Source organism: Pseudomonas laurylsulfativorans (assembly GCF_002906155.1).
GTDB lineage: Bacteria > Pseudomonadota > Gammaproteobacteria > Pseudomonadales > Pseudomonadaceae > Aquipseudomonas > Aquipseudomonas laurylsulfativorans.
Map to the genome: position 1 here is coordinate 556,797 of NZ_MUJK01000003.1, position 16,458 is coordinate 573,254.

Sequence of the window (16,458 nt, forward strand, 5' to 3'; positions counted from 1 at the left end):
TGCTCGGTCTGGAGGGGCTCATCGAAAGGTGGGCCCTTCTTGTTGCATTGAGTTTTTTACAGTGCGTTACATCGCCGACATTCATGCGTTGTTGAGTTGGGTCATAAAGGCGCGACGATTGCTGAATGGATGCCGGGCAATCCGTGATTGCCGAGTAAATCGTTCAGGTCGTCGCCTCCCTCAATACCCGTCAAAGGGCAAAGGTCGCCGCAAGGCCATGGTGGCCATCTTGTGCTCCAGCGATCAGGTGCATTGGGATGTTCTGTTGTGCATCAATGGACGGTACCTCGAAGCTTCCTACAATCTGGAGGTGTCGCTCGCTCAGTTCGGTCGACTCTGCTGCCTTTTCCTTAGCCATTCTCGCGTGATTCATTGCGATTTCGTTGAGCGTTGACACGTTACATCTCCCGGTGACTGACCAAGCGTATCGCTGGAGTCCTTAAGCATTGATTGATTGGCTGTCGCGTCAGAACTTTGTCGTTCCGGCGCTGCTAAGCGCGATCTCTGCAATCCTCAAGCCACGGGGGCGGTTGAATTCCTCGTAGTGTTTTCGCAGGCGACGAATGGCGGACAACGGTGGATGATGCTCCGGATTCTTTGCCATTCAGGCGTAAACTAGTGGGGCTGCCTCATTGAAAGGAGCCGCCTATGAACGTCGATCAAATCAGTCAGCAGGCATCAGTGGACAAGGCTGTTTGGGATCATTACTTCTGCGCTGCATTGATTGCCGAAAGCAATCTGACAGCCCCGGTTGTGGGTGGTGCTACGCACGAAGACAGGCAAAACCTGTTGATCGAGAGGGCCAGAGCCCTGGCCGACAAAATGATGGAAAACCGGAAGTAACCAGAGCCCAGCCATCGCGCTGGGCTCTTTGCATGTGCGCCCAGCATGGGCGCGATCTTGTGGGTGAAAGTCCCGCCGTGAGCTGACCACAGCGAACGAAGTGAAGCGCAACTGCATGAGGGCGACCGAGTGTGGGGAGCAAGCGTGGAGCGAAACCGTGAGCCGATGTACAAGAACCGGATACAAGGCGATGCCGACCAGGGCGAGCGGGCATGTAACTGCGAAGCTCTTGTGGTCAACGGGCGGCAACGTAAATCCGGCGGTTGTGCGGGGAAGGATTGCGTTCTTACCTGGGGCGATCTCGCCTCGTGCCTGAAAGGGTGACGGTGCAAGCCGGAGCGAGAAGTCAGCAGAGGTGGCCGCAGCTTGCAACAAGTTGTCGACCGATTAAGGCCCTACATGCTGGGCTGGAAGGGATATTTCGGCTTGTCGTAAACCCCCAGAATCTGGCGTGAGCTGGACGAATGGTTACGACACCGACTACGAGCAATCCAACTCAAGCAATGGCGGCGCAGTCCAACGATCTATCGAGAGCTACGCAGGTTGGGTGCAAGTGAGGTTACTGCTCGCAAAGTGGCGGGAAACTCTCGCTGCTGGTGGCGCAATAGCGCTCTTGAACTCAACCGAGTGCTCGATATAGCGTGGTTCGACAGAACGGGTTTACCGCGTCTCTCCTGACCTCAATCTCTCGAACCGCCCGGTGCGGACCCGCATGCCGGGTGGTGTGGCAGGGGAACGGCCTGTGAAGGCCGTCCCCTATGCCGATGCGGAGTTGTGCTCCGATGCGGGTGATGTGTGTGTTGCGGTTCAAGCGATCAGCTCTACCTTGCCGCTCGCCAGGCGATAGATACCTCCCACGATTTTCAGCATGCCCTTGCTCTGAGCATCGGTCAGCAAGGGTGAAGCCTGTTTCAGGCTGTTGACAGAATTTTTGACGTTCTGCGCGGTAGCGTTTTCCATCAGGCTCCCGGGTTGCTTCAGCACTGTCTCGATAGCCGACTTGAGTGCGTCGGTCAGTTTCGGGATATGGCCGGGGAAAATCGTCTGATCCTTGACGGCCTTGATACCGGCCTCGATGGCGCCGCAGCTCTCATGACCGAGTACGAGAATCAGCGGTGCGCCAAGCACGGCAACCCCGTATTCAAGACTGGCCAGGCCTTCCGGGGTCACGAAGTTGCCCGCGACGCGGATGGAGAAAAGATCGCCTCGCGCGGTATCAAACGCATATTCCGGGGCGATCCGCGAGTCAGAGCAACTCAGTACTGCCACGAACGGATTTTGACCGGACACCAGGGCCTCTCGCTCAGCCTTGAAATCATGAGTCGTGGAAGTGCCGCTTACATATCGCTCATTGCCCTCCATCAGTCTTTTCAACGCCATATCGGGACTGATTACATTTTGTGGTTTTGGTGGGGCTGTCGCTTTTTCGGCTGCCTGGATGATCTTGCCGGGCAGCGTGCCGGTCAGCAGCAGGGCGCCTGCGCTCAATCCGGCAAATTGAAGAAAACGACGACGACCTGTTGTGTTTGAAGCAGAGCTTGAATCACATGATTTACACATGATTTTGTTTACTCAGTTCAATGCGGTGAGAGTGAGTTGCGGTTGGGGCTGGTGTTGCCACGGACGCTCAAAACCAGCGCAGTGGAGTCTAGTTGGTCTGTCATATTGTGTACCGGACATTGTCCGCAGGTGCCGTGCAAGCTGCCATTTCATGGGCTACTACTGACTGGCTCACACAAATTCGACATGGCAGGAGTTTCTCGATGCTCACTCACTGGTTTCTGGCGGCGGTTCATCTTCTGGCATTGGCCTTGGGACTTTGGGCGGTACTGGTTCGGGGCACGGGATTTCGGCGTCTGGCCGATGGGGCCGCCGAAGTGCGCAGTGTATTGATGGCGGACAATGTCTGGGGTATTTCAGCTGTCGTTTTGCTGATCAGCGGGGGGATGCGCGCCTTTGGCGGGTACGAGAAAGGCTCCGACTATTACCTCCATCAGCCGCTGTTCCATTTGAAGATGACGCTGTTCGTCCTGATCCTGCTGCTGGAGATTGCGCCAATGGTGACGCTGATCAAATGGCGGATAGCGCTTGCCCGTAAAGTGCCTGTCGATGCCGCCCATGCGAAGCTGTTTGCACGGATCAGTCATGTCGAGGCGATGTTGGTGCTGTTGATGGTGGTGGCGGCGACTGGAATGGCGCGTGGCGTGATGTTTGGTTGATCACGCAGCGAACGCATCCTTCCTTGGGATAAACCGGAAAAGTCTGATAACCAGGGCATTGAGCTTGCCGCTAGTATCGAACCCCTTGAGGTTTGCAGGGGGGGGGCGATGCTGAATCTTTAGCCAGCCGTGGTTCCAGACTGAACGGGCTGGCTACTGACTGCAGCAGGATTCAGGATTGCGGCTTTTCCGGAGCGGTCAGGCCGGCCTGAATACGCTGATAAATTTCTTCACGATGCACTGCAACGTCCTTCGGGGCGTTGATGCCGATCCTGACTTGCTGGCCGCTTACGCCCAGGATGGTGATCGTAATGTCATCACCGATATTTATGCTTTCACCGACTTTGCGGGTGAGTATCAGCATGGTCTTCTCCTTGATTGCTATGTGGGGCACCTGATTCGGACAGTGCAGAGGTCGGTGGTATGTATAGATTAGTGCGAAGTCTCAGAGTTTGGGTGCCTCTTTCTGACGCGCAGATGCGGCATTAATTCCCAAGGCGTAACTATACAGAGGCCGCAACCATGATTCTCGTTGTTTTGAGCCCATTTTACGGCACTCGTGAAGTATTCATGGATGTTAAAATCCCCGCTTTAAGCATTTAGAGGGAAGCGCCGTGCGCAAAATGGTCTTGGTATTCGCGATATTGGCACTGGCGGGATGTGGTGAGGGCAACAGCGTGGATGCGCCGAAGCCTAAACCGGCCATGGCCGCCGTGCCCGCACCGGTGTCCGGCCCGCAATGGGATCTTGAAGTGCGAGGTGAAACCCCTCAGGCGGTTAGCGATTTGAGTGGCTGGCTGATCGAGCACAGTTTCATGTCCAGTATCGTCAAGGAAAATGGCAAAACACGAATCTTGATGGGTCCGTTCAATTCGAAAGCCGAGGCGGAAGCCAAACAGGATGAAGTCCGTGCGGCGCTCACTCGCGCGAAGAAACAGAACATCGAACTGCTGGTGCTTGAACGACCGGTCGTTCAATAACGTTCGGTAGTGCGAACGTTGAAGAAACAAAAAGGCCTCGGGTGTTTAGCCGCGGGGCCTTCGTCGTTTCAGGTGTTCTGTTCTGGATTCAGCCGCAGGCCTTCATGTCTACCGGGCCGACGAACTCGTTGCCGCGCCCCATGACGCACCCCACGCTCTGGTTGCGTTGGCGTTCCCAGGCCTGGACCGGATAGGTTTTGTCCCAGGCTTCGTACAGTTGCCGATCCTGTTTCGACAGGCGCAAGCCATACTGCTTGCTCATATAGAAGTAGGTCCGGGCGATCATGCCGCGAATGGAAGGGCGGGGCATGACTTTCTTGGCCTTGAAGTCGATCTGGGTGAGGCACGAACCATACTGTCCCGATTGTTCGGGCAGCCAACCGAAACTGAAGTTGCTGCGATCGCCATTGACCTCGCCAATGCTGGGCACCAGGTTGTGCAAATCAGCTTCGGCCTTCTGATAAACCGGATCGTAGCGGGTGCAGTTCTTGCGACCGCCCTCCTGCCAGCACTGACGTTGATGGCCGATCTGCCAGGCCGGAACGATATGCTCCCACTCGATGCGGGATGCGCGCTTGGCATTTTTACGTGGCACATAACCGCAGGCGGCCAGGTTCACCCGGTTGCCGGTGTACTTGCAGCCGCAGTAAAACTCGGTGGACTGGGGGGCATAGAGCTTCCACGCGACCGTTTTCGCTTCGGTGAAGGTGCGCGGAGCATCGGCTTGCGCGCCCATGACAAAAAACAAAAACAACAAAGCAAACCAGCGGGCACTCATCGACTCAATCTTCCTTCGGCACAACCCAGAAAATCTGCACGCCGCCATCGTCGCGATAGGCGAGGGTGACGTTGTCGTTCTCGTCGATTTCTTCCAGCAAGCGTTCCCAATCATCCACCGGCTCATCAGGAAGGCGGAAGATCAGTGCTGCCCTGGCCTTTTGTGCAGTGGGGGAGTTGATGATTTTCTGAACGCGCAGGCCCATGCGTACATAGGTGTCAGGAGAGGCTGAGGTGGTGTCCACGGAGTTATCCTTATTAAGCTGTACGTGCATACAGTATTTAACTGTAGGCCATTTCGCAACTGCTTAAAATTCAAGAGAATCCTCTGACAGCGGTTTGCTCTATTTGGCGTAAGGGGAAGGAAGTTTTTTTGTCAGATCGAGCGGCGCCACTCGCCAGGACTGGCGAGTGGCGCACGGGGTGCCCGACCGGATCGGTCGGGCGAGGGCGTATCAGTATTCCCAGAACATCCGCTGCAGCTCTTTGCTGTCATTGGTTTTGGTCAGTGCGACCATCGCCAGGATCCGCGCCTTTTGCGGATTCAGATCGTGGGCCACGACCCAGTCGTATTTATCGTCAGGCTGTTCGGCGTTGCGCAATACAAAGCCGCCAGCGTTGACATGGGAGGAGCGAATGATCTGCACGCCATCCTTGTGCAGGGCTTGCAGGGCAGGGACTACCCGCGACGATACCGAGCCATTGCCGGTGCCGGCGTGGATGATGGCTTTGGCGCCTGATTGAGCGAGGGCCTTGTAGGCGGTATCGCTGACGTTGCCGTAGGAGTAGGCGATCTCGACGTCAGGCAGGCTCTTGATGGTCTTGATGTCGAATTCGGAATCCATGGTGTGGCGCTTGGCTGGCAAACGGAACCAGTAGGATTTGCCTTCTACCACCATGCCCAGCGGGCCCCAGGCGCTTTTAAACGCTTCGGTTTTGATGTTGATCATTTTGCTGACGTCGCGACCCGACTGGATTTCATCATTCATGGTCACCAGTACGCCTTTGCCCCGCGCATCTTTGCTGCTGGCCACGGCCACCGCGTTGTACAGGTTGAGCATGCCATCGGCGGACATCGCCGTGCCCGGGCGCATGGAGCCCACAACGATGATCGGCTTATCGGTTTTTTCCACCAGGTTCAGGAAGTAGGCTGTTTCTTCCAGGGTGTCGGTGCCGTGAGTAATCACGATGCCATCGACGTCTTTGCTGTCGGCCAGTTCGGCTACGCGGCGGCCCAGTTGCAGCAGGTTTTCGTTGGTGATGCTTTCGGAGGCGATTTGCATGACCTGTTCGCCGCGAACGTTAGCCAGTTGGCTCAGTTCTGGAACGCCTGCGATCAGTTGTTCAATGCCGACTTTCGCCGCTTGATAGGTCGCGCTGTTGGCGGCGCTGGCCCCTGCGCCGGCAATGGTGCCGCCGGTGGCGAGGATCACCACGTTGGCCAGTTTCTGTTGGGTTTCGGCTTCTTTGGCCTGAAGGGCAGTGGGTAGAAGCAACAGCAGGGCCAAGGCGCCCGGAACGAAGGTCTTGAGTGCAGATGTCATTATTTTTCTCTTCTAGTTGTGAGACGGTGCAGATGCAGGTTCATCTAGATGCGCCCCGGGCGAATCTGAACGCCGGAGGTGCGAGGAGAAGAGCAGGATCTGTACCAAGAGCACTCTGAATCTAAAAACACAACTAACATAATGATTTATAAAGGTATTTTAGTTTGTGGTCGGAGGCGGCTTCGGGTCCGGCGTCCGGATTGCCGAACATGTTTGTCTTTTGCGTTCGGCTCTCCGAAACGGATGGCTGTCCTGTTTAGGATTTAAACGCGTCAAACCGTCATTAACGACTAAAGAAAAGCGTGCGTCGGTCGATGCTCCCTCAAGGGAGCTTTTTCTGCAGGAGTTCACATGTCGTTATCAATTGGCTTGCCGAATGCCGCGGGCATCGCCATCGGGGGGAAGCCTGCGGAGGCCATTCGCGCTTTGGGCGATGCAACAGAGGATGCGGCTGCCAAAGCGTTGGGTGTAAGGGAGGGCGACGGCACCCAGGTTAAAACCGGTCCGGCAGGCTTGGGAGAGAGTGCTGGCGCACAGGTCGAGTCGGAAACGAGCGATAACACCAGCGTGACGGTGAGGGCCCTGCTCAAGCGTCTGAAGGAACTGCAACAGCAACTGCGTGAGCAACAGCAGCAATTGGCGCAGGCCCAGGCAGCGTCCTACCCGAGTCCGGAAGCCCAGACCACCGCGGTATCAGCCATTCAGATGCAGATTGCCGAAACCAACGGCGCCATCCTGCAAGTGAGCGCGAGTCTAATCAAAGAGCTGAACAGGGCTTCTGGCACGGGATCGGTGGTCAACACCACGGCATGAAATGAATGCCGTTTTTCGCTGAACATCTCTGCAAGCACTTTTCAGGTCGTTGACAAATACCGGCAGGGTTCGCATAGTTTGGTTCACGCAAACGTTTGCGCGCCCAATAAAAATGGCATTCCATTACGGTTGGGCGTGAAGCTTACGCCAGCGCAAGCGTTGCTCACAATAATCATAAGATCGGAGTGAACCCATGAAGCTGCCATTCGCTGGACGTCTTCTCGCTGTCGCTATGCTGGCTGCCGCATCCGCTGCGTTGCCTGTCTCTTCGGCCTTCGCTGAAACCACTGAAAAACCGAAAGTCGCCCTGGTCATGAAATCCCTGGCCAACGAGTTCTTCCTGACCATGGAAGACGGTGCCAAGGCCTATCAGAAAGATCACTCCGGCGAATTCGACCTGATTTCCAACGGCATCAAGGATGAAACCGACACCGCCGGCCAGACGCGGATCGTCGAGCAGATGATCCTGGCCAAGGTCAATGCACTGGTGATTGCGCCAGCAGACTCCAAAGCCATGGTGCCGGTGATCAAGAAGGCCATCGATGCCGGTATCACCGTGATCAACATCGACAACCAGCTGGACCCCGCCGTTGTCAAAAGCAAAAACATCAATGTTCCGTTCGTAGGCCCGGACAACCGCAAGGGCGCGCGGCTGGTGGGCGACTACCTGGCCAAACAACTGAAGGCCGGTGATGAAGTCGGCATCATCGAAGGCGTGTCCACCACCACCAATGCCCAGCAGCGCACCGCGGGTTTCAAGGATGCGATGGAAGCGGCGCAGATCAAGGTCGTGTCCCTGCAATCCGGTGACTGGGAAATCGATAAGGGTAACAAGGTAGCCGCGTCGATTCTCAGTGAATACCCGCAAACCAAGGCCCTGTTGGCCGGCAACGACAGCATGGCGGTCGGTGCGGTGTCTGCGGTGCGCGCCGCGGGCAAGGCCGGCAAGGTGCAGGTGGTCGGCTACGACAACATCAACGCCATCCAGCCAATGCTCAAGGATGGTCGCGTGCTGGCCACGGCGGACCAGTTTGCGGCCAAGCAAGCTGTGTTCGGCATCGAGACGGCATTGAAAATTCTCAAGGGCGAGAAGGTCGACGGCGGCGTCAATGGCGTGATCGAAACGCCGGTAGAGTTGATCACCAAAGAGCCGGTCACCCAGTAACCTTCTGGCGACGCAACGGCGCTCGTCCAGCCGGACGGGCGCATGGAGAGTTTTTATGTCAGTTCGCGCTGCGAACGCTGTCCTCTCGGTCAGCGGAATCGGCAAGACCTACGCCCAACCGGTATTGACCGGCATCGATCTGACGCTCATGCGCGGTGAAGTGCTGGCGTTGACCGGTGAGAACGGTGCAGGCAAAAGCACGCTTTCGAAAATCATTGGCGGGCTGGTCGCGCCGACCACCGGCCAGATGCAGTTTCAGGGGCAGGACTATCGCCCGGGGAGTCGGGCTCAGGCTGAAGGCCTCGGTATCCGCATGGTCATGCAGGAGCTCAATCTGCTGCCGACCCTGTCGGTGGCGGAAAACCTGTTTCTCGACAACCTGCCCAACAGTGGCGGCTGGATCAGTCGCAAACAATTGCGCAAGGCTGCCATCGAGGCCATGGCTCAGGTCGGACTCGATGCCATTGACCCGGACACCCTGGTCGGCGAACTGGGCATCGGCCACCAGCAAATGGTGGAGATTGCCCGCAACCTGATTGGCGATTGTCATGTGCTGATTCTCGATGAGCCGACGGCGATGCTCACTGCCCGCGAAGTTGAAATGCTGTTCGAGCAGATCACCCGCCTGCAGGCGCGCGGCGTATCGATCATCTACATCTCCCATCGCCTCGAAGAACTGGCGCGGGTCGCACAGCGCATCGCCGTGCTGCGCGATGGCAACCTGGTCTGTGTCGAACCGATGGCCAACTACAACAGCGAGCAGTTGGTCACCTTGATGGTCGGACGCGAGCTCGGCGAACACATCGATATGGGGGCGCGCAAGATTGGCGCTCCGGTGTTGACGGTCAAGGGGCTGAGCCGTGCCGACAAGGTCCGTGATGTGTCGTTCGAAGTCCGTGCCGGAGAGATTTTCGGGATTTCCGGTTTGATTGGCGCGGGGCGCACCGAGTTGCTGCGTCTGATCTTCGGTGCAGATGTCGCCGACAGCGGCACGATTGCCCTGGGCACGCCGGCGCAGGTCGTTAGCATCCGTTCGCCGGTCGACGCGGTGGGCCACGGCATCGCGTTGATCACTGAGGATCGCAAGGGCGAAGGCCTTTTGTTGACGCAGTCGATCGGCGCCAATATCGCCTTGGGCAACATGCCCGGCATCTCGAGCGCTGGCTTTGTCGATAACGTTGGGGAAAGCGCCCTGGCCCAGCGTCAGATCGATGCCATGCGCATTCGCAGTTCCGGTCCGGCACAGTTGGTGTCCGAGCTGTCCGGTGGCAACCAGCAGAAAGTCGTCATCGGCCGTTGGCTGGAGCGCGACTGCTCGGTGCTGCTGTTCGACGAACCGACCCGCGGCATCGATGTCGGCGCCAAGTTCGATATCTACAACTTGCTCGGTGAGTTGACCCGCCAGGGCAAGGCGCTGGTGGTGGTCTCCAGCGACTTGCGCGAGCTGATGCTGATTTGTGACCGGATCGGTGTGCTCTCGGCGGGGCGCCTGATCGATACATTCGAGCGCGACAGCTGGACCCAGGATGAGTTGCTCGCCGCTGCTTTTGCCGGCTACCAAAAACGTGATGCGCAGCTCTTTGAGGCCGCGCCTAGGGATCTTCCATGAAAACCGCTTCCTCCGCCGGTAAACGCAGTGGCAACTTTTACGGCCTGGGCACTTACCTGGGCCTGGCGGGTGCCTTGCTGGCGATGATCGTGCTGTTCTCGGTGCTGAGCAGTCACTTTCTGTCGTACGACACTTTCAGCACCCTGGCCAACCAGATTCCGGATCTGATGGTGCTGGCGGTTGGCATGACCTTTGTGTTGATCATCGGAGGCATCGACCTGTCGGTCGGCTCGGTGCTGGCCCTGGCGGCCTCGACGGTCAGCGTGGCGATACTCGGCTGGGGCTGGAGCGTTCTGCCCGCAGCGTTGCTCGGGATGGTCGTCGCGGCGCTCGCAGGCACCATCACCGGTTCGATCACGGTGGCGTGGCGGATACCGTCGTTCATCGTGTCCCTGGGCGTGCTGGAAATGGCTCGCGGAGTGGCGTACCAGATGACCGGTTCACGTACGGCCTACATCGGCGATGCGTTCGCCTGGTTGTCCAATCCGATCGCCTTCGGCATTTCGCCGTCGTTCATCATTGCGTTGCTGATCATATTCATCGCCCAGGCCGTGTTGACCCGCACAGTGTTCGGTCGCTACCTGATCGGTATCGGCACCAACGAGGAGGCCGTGCGGCTGGCGGGGATCAATCCGAAGCCCTACAAAATCCTGGTCTTCAGTCTGATGGGATTGCTGGCCGGGATTGCCGCGCTGTTCCAGATTTCTCGCCTGGAAGCCGCCGACCCGAATGCGGGCTCCGGTCTTGAGTTGCAGGTAATCGCAGCCGTCGTGATCGGCGGGACCAGCCTGATGGGCGGGCGTGGCTCGGTGATCAGCACGTTTTTTGGCGTCCTGATCATTTCCGTACTGGCCGCGGGGCTGGCACAGATCGGGGCAACCGAGCCAACCAAACGCATCATTACCGGCGCCGTGATTGTGGTGGCGGTGGTGCTGGACACTTATCGCAGTCAACGCGCAAGCCGGCGGACCTGAGTCATGGCGACTATCAAAGATGTGGCAGCCCTTGCCGGCATTTCCTACACCACGGTTTCCCATGTGGTGAACAAGACCCGTCCGGTCAGCGAAGAGGTCCGGATCAAGGTTGAAGCGGCGATCAAGACCCTCGACTACGTCCCTAGTGCGGTGGCCCGTTCGCTCAAGGCCAAGACCACGGCGACCATCGGCCTGTTGGTGCCCAATAGCCTCAACCCGTATTTCGCCGAACTGGCCCGGGGTATCGAGGATTACTGCGAGCGAAACGGTTACTGCGTCATCCTGTGCAACTCCGACGACAATCCGGACAAGCAGCGCAGCTACCTGCGTGTGCTGCTGGAAAAACGCATCGATGGCCTGATTGTCGCCTCGGCCGGCGGCGACAGCGGTCTGGCCCAAGGCCTGAAGGGCGTCCGCACGCCCATGGTGATCGTCGACCGCGGACTGGACGGTGTCGATGCGGACATGGTGCGCATCGACCATGAATACGGCGCGTATCTGGCGACCCGGCATCTGCTGGAGCTAGGCCACCGGGACATCGCCACGATCAGCGGGCCGGAAAACACCAGTGTGGCGCAGATGCGTCTGGCGGGTTATTGCCGGGCCTTGAAAGAGGCGGGCGTCGAAGTCTCTTCCGGGCGCGTGCTGGCAAGCGATTTCACCAGCACCGGCGGTTACAGCGCTGCCGCGATTTTGCTGGAAAGCCATCCGCCTACCGCCATTTTTGCCGCCAACGACATGATTGGCATCGGCGTGCTGCGGGCCGCCGCCGAGCGCAATATTCGCGTACCTAGCGAGTTGTCGGTGATCGGCTTCGACGATATCCAGATGAGTCGGTATGTCTATCCGTCGTTGACCACGGTCGGGCAATCGATCTTGCAGCTCGGAGAAATGGCGGCCGAAGTGCTTTTGCGACGGATCGCCACGCCAGGACTGGTGACCGATCAGCGCATCGTGACGCCGAGTATTGTCATCCGTGAATCGACGGCGCCGCTGGCCGGCGTATTTACCCAGTTCCGTTGAAAACCGAACGCCGCTAAACCAACAGCGCCACCGAAACAGAATCGATGAGTAGCAATGTATGTCAGCAAAAGTAGTGGTGATTGGCAGCTTGAACATGGATCTGGTGACCCGGGCGCCACGCTTGCCCAAGGGCGGTGAAACGCTGATTGGTCAGTCGTTTTCCACCGTGTCCGGCGGTAAGGGCGCCAATCAGGCCGTGGCTGCGGCGCGGTTGGGAGCGCGGGTGTCGATGATCGGCTGCGTGGGTAGCGACGCTTATGGTGAGGCGCTGCGTGGGGCGCTGTTGGCCGAGCAAATCGATTGTCAGGCGGTCAGTACCGTTGAAGGTTCCAGCGGCGTGGCGTTGATTGTGGTCGACGACAACAGTCAGAACACGATCGTGATCGTCCCCGGTGCCAACGGTGAGTTGACTGCTGCAGCCATTGACCGTTTTGATTCGGTGATACAGGCGGCGGACGTGCTCATCTGTCAGCTGGAAGTACCTGATGCCTCCGTTGGCCATGCGCTCAAGCGTGGTCGCGAACTGGGCAAGACGGTCATCCTCAACCCCGCACCGGCCAGCCGTCCCTTGCCAGTGGATTGGTACGCGTCTATCGATTACCTGATTCCCAACGAGAGCGAAGCGTCGGCCCTGAGCGGAGTGTCCGTGGACTCCCTGGAATCCGCGCAAGCCGCGGCGACCCGCCTGATTGCCTTGGGCGCCGGTAAGGTGATCATCACCCTCGGTGCTCAAGGTTCGCTGTTTGCCGATGGCCAGCGCTTCGAACATTTCCCCGCGCCCGTCGTGAAGGCTGTCGATACCACGGCGGCTGGCGATACGTTCGTGGGCGGTTTCGCTGCGGCGCTGGCCGCGGGTAAGGATGAAGTGCAGGCAATCCGCTTCGGGCAGGTGGCTGCGGCGTTGTCTGTCACCCGGGCGGGTGCGCAACCGTCGATTCCCGCCTTGAGCGATGTGCAGGCGTTTAAAACCCCATGAAAAAGACACCACTGCTCAACATTGCTTTGTCGCGGCTGATTGCCTCATTGGGGCATGGCGACATGGTCGTCATCGGGGACGCGGGGTTGCCGGTTCCTCCAGGCGTTGAATTGATCGACCTGGCCTTGACCCATGGCATTCCGGATTTTGCCAGCACCTTGAAGGTGGTGCTCAGTGAGATGCAGGTCGAAAGCCATGTGCTGGCTCAGGAGTTCTTCGATAAAAAGCCGTCGCCCCTGGTGACGCTCGATGAACTGAACGGCGGAGGCGCTTTGGGGCGACGTGAAGTGCTCACCCGTGAACAATTCAAGGTCCTGAGCCGACAAGCCAGAGCGATTGTTCGTACAGGCGAGTGCCAGCCGTACTGCAACATTGTGCTGGTCGCCGGGGTAACGTTTTGACTGGCTGTTCGCGTTCTGATTTTCCTGGCGCAAGGAGCGCGCCCAGTATCGCTATGCTCAGAAACTGCACCAACTGCTCAGGAGTCTGCTGCTTTTGTCCCTGATTACCGCAACGAACGCCCAGGCGGCACAAAAAATCGACCTGATCATCGACACCGATCCGGGGGCTGACGATGTCGTCGCCCTGTTGTTCGCCCTGGCATCGCCGGATGAACTGGATGTCCGGGCATTGACCACCGTTGCTGGCAACGTTCGCCTGGACAAGACCTCGCGCAATGCGCGACTGGCCCGGGAGTGGGCGGGGCGCGAAGAGGTGCCGGTCTATGCGGGGGCGCCCAGGCCCCTGATGCGCACACCCATCTACGCCGAGGACGTTCATGGCATGGAAGGGCTCTCGGGCATTGCCGTGCATGAGCCCAGGCAAGGCCTGGCCAAGGGCAGCGCCGTCACTTATCTGATTGATACCCTGAAATCGGCCAGGCCCCACAGCATTACGATCGCCATGCTTGGCCCGCAGACCAACCTGGCCCTGGCGCTGATCCAGGAGCCGGGTATCGTTCAGGGCATCAAGGAAGTGGTGGTCATGGGCGGCGCGCACTTCAACGGCGGCAACATCACGCCGGTGGCCGAGTTCAACCTCTTCGCCGATCCGCACGCCGCCGAAGTGGTACTCAAGAGTGGTGTGAAGCTGACCTACCTGCCGCTGGATGTGACCCACAAGATCCTTACCAGCGAAGCGCGCCTGAAACAAATTGCCGCGCTGAACAACAACGCCAGCCGGCTGGTGGGTGACATTCTCAATGAATACATCAAGGGCGACATGGAGCACTACGGCATTCCCGGTGGCCCGGTACATGACGCCACGGTTGTCGCTTATCTGCTCAAGCCGCAGTTGTTCAGTGGTCGCTCGGTCAACGTGGTGGTCGACAGTCGCGAAGGGCCGACCTTTGGGCAAACGATCGTTGACTGGCATGACGGCTTGAAAGCGCCAAAGAATGCCTTCTGGGTTGAAAGCGGTGATGCCCAGGGGTTCTTCGATCTGCTGACCGAGCGTCTGGCCCGTCTGAAGTAATCGTCATGCCCCGCTGGTGTCTGTCTGCGGGGTTCACTCCCGCCCGCTGACCGCTTAGGCCTTTTGGTCCGACAGATGTTTCTCGAATATCTGCTCGATGAACGATTGGGCGGCTTCGGTTCCAATATCCCTGACCAACAGGTCAATACCGATGATGGCAAGCTCTTCCGTGCTGCTTGGGCTGTAGGAGCTGTGGCCGTCCTGCCACTTGGCCTTGATGTCAGCGTCGATGCTTACGGTGGTCATGTTGGCACTCGTGAGGTCGGGGAGGTCTGAGTGCCGAGTTAACCATTTTGCGGGGCTTTTGACACGCCGACTTAGGCAGCAAAGGTGGGCTATGCGACACTTGGTCTTTGATGAATATTCAAGGAATGCGCCGTGCAGATCGATTTGAATTCTCCAGATGGCCTCACCCTTGAGGCCGTGCGTCAGTTGCTGGCCGGCGCCAGTGACGATGAGCACACCCAGTTGCGGGTCACCAGAGGAGGCATTGCCTATATCTCCTCGGGTGTCGTGGGCGGTACCGATATCGACGGCTTGTTGTTTCGTCTCGAAACATGGGCCAAGGGCTCCGGTTATGTCGGGCGGGTCGCGGCCAGCGATGAAGTCTGGGTCATGCAAATCTTCAATGCCTTGAAGGAGAACTGGCCCAATCCGCCTTACGACTATATCGACGTCTATTGAGCGTCGTTCATATTCAGTCACGATTCAGTGATTAAGGGGAAGGCGGTGCTCAGGCAGAATCGCGGCTCGTCCGGATTGCGGGCAGGGTGCTAGCGCTGCCGGTGAAACCAAACGCCAGTCTGGTTGTCGCACGATCTCAGCTTAATCATTGAATAAGGAGGCTTCATGCCTTGGAAGCTCGCGTCATTGGGTACTTTGCTGGCCGTTGCCACGCTGGCCGGTTGCAGCACTACCTCTACGGAGTCGGCATCCGCTGATGTTGCGACGACTGACACGGGTCGCAGTCGCTGTGAAGCAAAGGCTGCCGAGTTCACCATTGGCAAACAGGCATCGCCGCAGCTGCTTGAGCAGGCGCGTACTCGCGCAGGGGCACAAAGCGCACGGTTCCTGCTGCCAACCGATATGGTGACGCTGGAGTACCGTTCCGATCGCCTGAACCTGAGCACCGATGCCGGCCGGGTGGTAACCCGAGTCAACTGCGGCTGATCGTTCGCTTTTGTTTCAGCCATAAAAAACCCCGTCACATGGACGGGGTTTTTTTAGTGCGCCTGGAAATTACTCTGGGCGAACTTGAGCAGCTTGCATACCCTTTTGGCCTTTCTCAGCCACGAAGGAAACAGTCTGGCCTTCTTTCAGGCTTTTGAAACCGTCGCTTTCGATAGCTTTGAAGTGTACGAACAGGTCGTCACCGCCACCTTGAGGAGTGATGAAGCCGAAGCCTTTTTCATCGTTGAACCATTTAACGGTGCCGGTTTGGCGATTAGACATGGTGTATCTCCAAGAAACATATATTTTCAGTAGTACTGTGCTGCTCAGGCCAACTGGGCACACCCGGGTATCATAGTCGAAATGTTCGGTTTGGGAGCCCCCCAGACGCGTTGTTTGCTTTCATATAGCACGTCTTTCACCGCGATGAATGGCTGTGAGCCCCGGTTTCAGCGGGTTTGCGCTGCTAAAAAGGGGATTAAAAAAACCCGTAAAAGCTGCGTAAATTATGTGAGTCAGCCGATATTTGGCTGTTTTAGGCCCCCGGAATACTCAAAAAACGCCCTGCAAAGCTCTATTTCTGAACTCTGCACACCGAGATTTCTTTCAGCGCGCGCTGGCTCAATTCAGGACCAGGTGGATTGTTTTTGTCCATCAACTGCGCGATTTCTTGGGTGGTAAATTTCTTCTCGAGAACGTCGGCGCCGCATGCACAGTGCTTCTTCGCTTCGGCCGGGTTGACACTTTGGCTGGCAGCTTTTGTGCAATCGCCCATGTACTGGGCTTTCACGCCGGCTGGCCAGGCAGCGTGTGCACTCAGTGGCAGCAACAGGGCAAGCGGGGCGGCGAAGGCAAAAAGATGGATAAGGCGCATGACAGGAACTCCTTGGGG

22 protein-coding genes and 1 pseudogene are annotated in these 16,458 nt (G+C 58.0%); 14 read left to right on the forward strand and 9 right to left on the reverse strand.

The annotated features are described in order from the left end of the window. Positions 1 to 190: 190 nt before the first annotated feature. Positions 191 to 397 (reverse strand): hypothetical protein, encoded by a 207-nt coding sequence (locus B0D71_RS12990; protein ID WP_103395103.1) that lies wholly within the window; start codon positions 395 to 397, stop codon positions 191 to 193. Between the two features lie 251 nt (positions 398 to 648). Between B0D71_RS12990 and B0D71_RS12995 the strand changes: the two genes are divergently transcribed. Both B0D71_RS12995 and B0D71_RS13005 read left to right on the forward strand, forming a co-directional pair. Then, complete coding sequence (locus B0D71_RS12995; protein WP_103395104.1) at positions 649 to 843, forward strand: hypothetical protein; 195 nt, start codon at positions 649 to 651, stop codon at positions 841 to 843. A 351-nt stretch (positions 844 to 1,194) separates the two neighbouring features. Continuing rightward, positions 1,195 to 1,521, forward strand: a pseudogene (locus tag B0D71_RS13005) (group II intron maturase-specific domain-containing protein); the annotation flags it as partial. A 129-nt stretch (positions 1,522 to 1,650) separates the two neighbouring features. Here the strand turns inward: B0D71_RS13005 and B0D71_RS13010 are convergent. After that, complete coding sequence (locus B0D71_RS13010) at positions 1,651 to 2,403, reverse strand: carbonic anhydrase (protein WP_103395105.1); 753 nt, start codon at positions 2,401 to 2,403, stop codon at positions 1,651 to 1,653. A gap of 203 nt (positions 2,404 to 2,606) precedes the next feature. Here B0D71_RS13010 and B0D71_RS13015 point away from each other — a divergent pair, with 203 nt between their 5' ends. Continuing rightward, positions 2,607 to 3,062, forward strand: coding sequence for a DUF2214 family protein (locus B0D71_RS13015; RefSeq protein ID WP_103395106.1), 456 nt, complete (start codon positions 2,607 to 2,609; stop codon positions 3,060 to 3,062). Between the two features lie 172 nt (positions 3,063 to 3,234). Here the strand turns inward: B0D71_RS13015 and csrA are convergent, their stop codons facing one another. Continuing rightward, a complete protein-coding gene (gene csrA, locus B0D71_RS13020) occupies positions 3,235 to 3,426 on the reverse strand; it encodes a carbon storage regulator CsrA (RefSeq protein ID WP_007975691.1) in 192 nt (63 codons plus the stop codon). A 250-nt stretch (positions 3,427 to 3,676) separates the two neighbouring features. Between csrA and B0D71_RS13025 the strand changes: the two genes are divergently transcribed. Next, positions 3,677 to 4,042, forward strand: a complete 366-nt coding sequence (locus B0D71_RS13025) for an SPOR domain-containing protein (RefSeq protein WP_103395107.1) — start codon at positions 3,677 to 3,679, stop codon at positions 4,040 to 4,042. A gap of 88 nt (positions 4,043 to 4,130) precedes the next feature. On the opposite strand, the gene B0D71_RS13030 is transcribed toward B0D71_RS13025, so the two are convergent. The 3 genes from B0D71_RS13030 to B0D71_RS13040 form a co-directional block, all read right to left on the reverse strand. After that, the gene (locus tag B0D71_RS13030; RefSeq protein WP_103395108.1) at positions 4,131 to 4,820 is read right to left on the reverse strand and encodes an endonuclease; all 690 of its coding nucleotides are present in this window, start codon (positions 4,818 to 4,820) and stop codon (positions 4,131 to 4,133) included. A gap of 4 nt (positions 4,821 to 4,824) precedes the next feature. Then, the gene (locus tag B0D71_RS13035; RefSeq protein ID WP_103395109.1) at positions 4,825 to 5,094 is read right to left on the reverse strand and encodes a DUF1654 domain-containing protein; all 270 of its coding nucleotides are present in this window, start codon (positions 5,092 to 5,094) and stop codon (positions 4,825 to 4,827) included. Between the two features lie 180 nt (positions 5,095 to 5,274). Beyond that, positions 5,275 to 6,363: an asparaginase gene (locus B0D71_RS13040; protein ID WP_103395110.1), complete on the reverse strand. Its 1,089-nt coding sequence runs from the start codon at positions 6,361 to 6,363 to the stop codon at positions 5,275 to 5,277. Between the two features lie 351 nt (positions 6,364 to 6,714). Here B0D71_RS13040 and B0D71_RS13045 point away from each other — a divergent pair, with 351 nt between their 5' ends. From B0D71_RS13045 to B0D71_RS13080, 8 genes are all read left to right on the forward strand, one after another. Beyond that, positions 6,715 to 7,176, forward strand: a complete 462-nt coding sequence (locus B0D71_RS13045) for a hypothetical protein (protein ID WP_103395111.1) — start codon at positions 6,715 to 6,717, stop codon at positions 7,174 to 7,176. Positions 7,177 to 7,369: 193 nt separating this feature from the next. Then, positions 7,370 to 8,341 (forward strand): sugar ABC transporter substrate-binding protein, encoded by a 972-nt coding sequence (locus tag B0D71_RS13050; protein ID WP_103395112.1) that lies wholly within the window; start codon positions 7,370 to 7,372, stop codon positions 8,339 to 8,341. A gap of 55 nt (positions 8,342 to 8,396) precedes the next feature. Beyond that, the gene (locus B0D71_RS13055; RefSeq protein WP_103395113.1) at positions 8,397 to 9,950 is read left to right on the forward strand and encodes a sugar ABC transporter ATP-binding protein; all 1,554 of its coding nucleotides are present in this window, start codon (positions 8,397 to 8,399) and stop codon (positions 9,948 to 9,950) included. Then, positions 9,947 to 10,924 carry an ABC transporter permease gene (locus tag B0D71_RS13060; RefSeq protein WP_103395114.1) on the forward strand — a complete coding sequence of 326 codons (978 nt, stop codon included), beginning with the start codon at positions 9,947 to 9,949 and terminating at the stop codon, positions 10,922 to 10,924. Before B0D71_RS13055 ends, B0D71_RS13060 begins: the two co-directional genes overlap by 4 nt. A gap of 3 nt (positions 10,925 to 10,927) precedes the next feature. After that, entirely contained in the window at positions 10,928 to 11,947 is a 1,020-nt protein-coding gene (locus tag B0D71_RS13065) for a LacI family DNA-binding transcriptional regulator (protein WP_103395115.1), read from the forward strand. Between the two features lie 58 nt (positions 11,948 to 12,005). Then, on the forward strand, positions 12,006 to 12,923 hold the full coding sequence (rbsK, locus tag B0D71_RS13070) for a ribokinase (RefSeq protein WP_103395116.1): 918 nt from the start codon (positions 12,006 to 12,008) through the stop codon (positions 12,921 to 12,923). Next, complete coding sequence (gene rbsD, locus B0D71_RS13075) at positions 12,920 to 13,324, forward strand: D-ribose pyranase (protein ID WP_103395117.1); 405 nt, start codon at positions 12,920 to 12,922, stop codon at positions 13,322 to 13,324. Before rbsK ends, rbsD begins: the two co-directional genes overlap by 4 nt. Before the next feature lie 64 nt (positions 13,325 to 13,388). Further along, positions 13,389 to 14,396, forward strand: coding sequence for a nucleoside hydrolase (locus B0D71_RS13080; protein ID WP_103395118.1), 1,008 nt, complete (start codon positions 13,389 to 13,391; stop codon positions 14,394 to 14,396). A gap of 54 nt (positions 14,397 to 14,450) precedes the next feature. Here the strand turns inward: B0D71_RS13080 and B0D71_RS13085 are convergent, their stop codons facing one another. Beyond that, positions 14,451 to 14,642, reverse strand: coding sequence for a hypothetical protein (locus B0D71_RS13085; RefSeq protein ID WP_103395119.1), 192 nt, complete (start codon positions 14,640 to 14,642; stop codon positions 14,451 to 14,453). Positions 14,643 to 14,774: 132 nt separating this feature from the next. Here B0D71_RS13085 and B0D71_RS13090 point away from each other — a divergent pair, with 132 nt between their 5' ends. Continuing rightward, positions 14,775 to 15,080 carry a hypothetical protein gene (locus B0D71_RS13090; RefSeq protein ID WP_103395120.1) on the forward strand — a complete coding sequence of 102 codons (306 nt, stop codon included), beginning with the start codon at positions 14,775 to 14,777 and terminating at the stop codon, positions 15,078 to 15,080. 165 nt (positions 15,081 to 15,245) lie between these two features. Beyond that, positions 15,246 to 15,566, forward strand: coding sequence for an I78 family peptidase inhibitor (locus B0D71_RS13095; RefSeq protein ID WP_103395121.1), 321 nt, complete (start codon positions 15,246 to 15,248; stop codon positions 15,564 to 15,566). A 69-nt stretch (positions 15,567 to 15,635) separates the two neighbouring features. Here B0D71_RS13095 and B0D71_RS13100 read toward each other — a convergent pair whose 3' ends face one another. Both B0D71_RS13100 and B0D71_RS13105 read right to left on the reverse strand, forming a co-directional pair. Further along, positions 15,636 to 15,848 carry a cold-shock protein gene (locus B0D71_RS13100; protein ID WP_003179963.1) on the reverse strand — a complete coding sequence of 71 codons (213 nt, stop codon included), beginning with the start codon at positions 15,846 to 15,848 and terminating at the stop codon, positions 15,636 to 15,638. A 292-nt stretch (positions 15,849 to 16,140) separates the two neighbouring features. Beyond that, the gene (locus B0D71_RS13105) at positions 16,141 to 16,440 is read right to left on the reverse strand and encodes a hypothetical protein (protein ID WP_103395122.1); all 300 of its coding nucleotides are present in this window, start codon (positions 16,438 to 16,440) and stop codon (positions 16,141 to 16,143) included. Positions 16,441 to 16,458: the final 18 nt, after the last annotated feature.

Bases quoted from the DNA above. Each gene is read 5' to 3' on its own strand.
- B0D71_RS12995 (WP_103395104.1), top strand. From the start codon at position 649: ATGAACGTCGATCAAATCAGTCAGCAGGCATCAGTGGACAAGGCTGTT.
- B0D71_RS13010 (WP_103395105.1), bottom strand. From the start codon at position 2,403: ATGTGTAAATCATGTGATTCAAGCTCTGCTTCAAACACAACAGGTCGT.
- B0D71_RS13015 (WP_103395106.1), top strand. From the start codon at position 2,607: ATGCTCACTCACTGGTTTCTGGCGGCGGTTCATCTTCTGGCATTGGCC.
- csrA (WP_007975691.1), bottom strand. From the start codon at position 3,426: ATGCTGATACTCACCCGCAAAGTCGGTGAAAGCATAAATATCGGTGAT.
- B0D71_RS13030 (WP_103395108.1), bottom strand. From the start codon at position 4,820: ATGAGTGCCCGCTGGTTTGCTTTGTTGTTTTTGTTTTTTGTCATGGGC.
- B0D71_RS13035 (WP_103395109.1), bottom strand. From the start codon at position 5,094: ATGCACGTACAGCTTAATAAGGATAACTCCGTGGACACCACCTCAGCC.
- B0D71_RS13040 (WP_103395110.1), bottom strand. From the start codon at position 6,363: ATGACATCTGCACTCAAGACCTTCGTTCCGGGCGCCTTGGCCCTGCTG.
- B0D71_RS13045 (WP_103395111.1), top strand. From the start codon at position 6,715: ATGTCGTTATCAATTGGCTTGCCGAATGCCGCGGGCATCGCCATCGGG.
- B0D71_RS13050 (WP_103395112.1), top strand. From the start codon at position 7,370: ATGAAGCTGCCATTCGCTGGACGTCTTCTCGCTGTCGCTATGCTGGCT.
- B0D71_RS13055 (WP_103395113.1), top strand. From the start codon at position 8,397: ATGTCAGTTCGCGCTGCGAACGCTGTCCTCTCGGTCAGCGGAATCGGC.
- B0D71_RS13060 (WP_103395114.1), top strand. From the start codon at position 9,947: ATGAAAACCGCTTCCTCCGCCGGTAAACGCAGTGGCAACTTTTACGGC.
- B0D71_RS13065 (WP_103395115.1), top strand. From the start codon at position 10,928: ATGGCGACTATCAAAGATGTGGCAGCCCTTGCCGGCATTTCCTACACC.
- rbsK (WP_103395116.1), top strand. From the start codon at position 12,006: ATGTCAGCAAAAGTAGTGGTGATTGGCAGCTTGAACATGGATCTGGTG.
- rbsD (WP_103395117.1), top strand. From the start codon at position 12,920: ATGAAAAAGACACCACTGCTCAACATTGCTTTGTCGCGGCTGATTGCC.
- B0D71_RS13085 (WP_103395119.1), bottom strand. From the start codon at position 14,642: ATGACCACCGTAAGCATCGACGCTGACATCAAGGCCAAGTGGCAGGAC.
- B0D71_RS13095 (WP_103395121.1), top strand. From the start codon at position 15,246: ATGCCTTGGAAGCTCGCGTCATTGGGTACTTTGCTGGCCGTTGCCACG.
- B0D71_RS13100 (WP_003179963.1), bottom strand. From the start codon at position 15,848: ATGTCTAATCGCCAAACCGGCACCGTTAAATGGTTCAACGATGAAAAA.
- B0D71_RS13105 (WP_103395122.1), bottom strand. From the start codon at position 16,440: ATGCGCCTTATCCATCTTTTTGCCTTCGCCGCCCCGCTTGCCCTGTTG.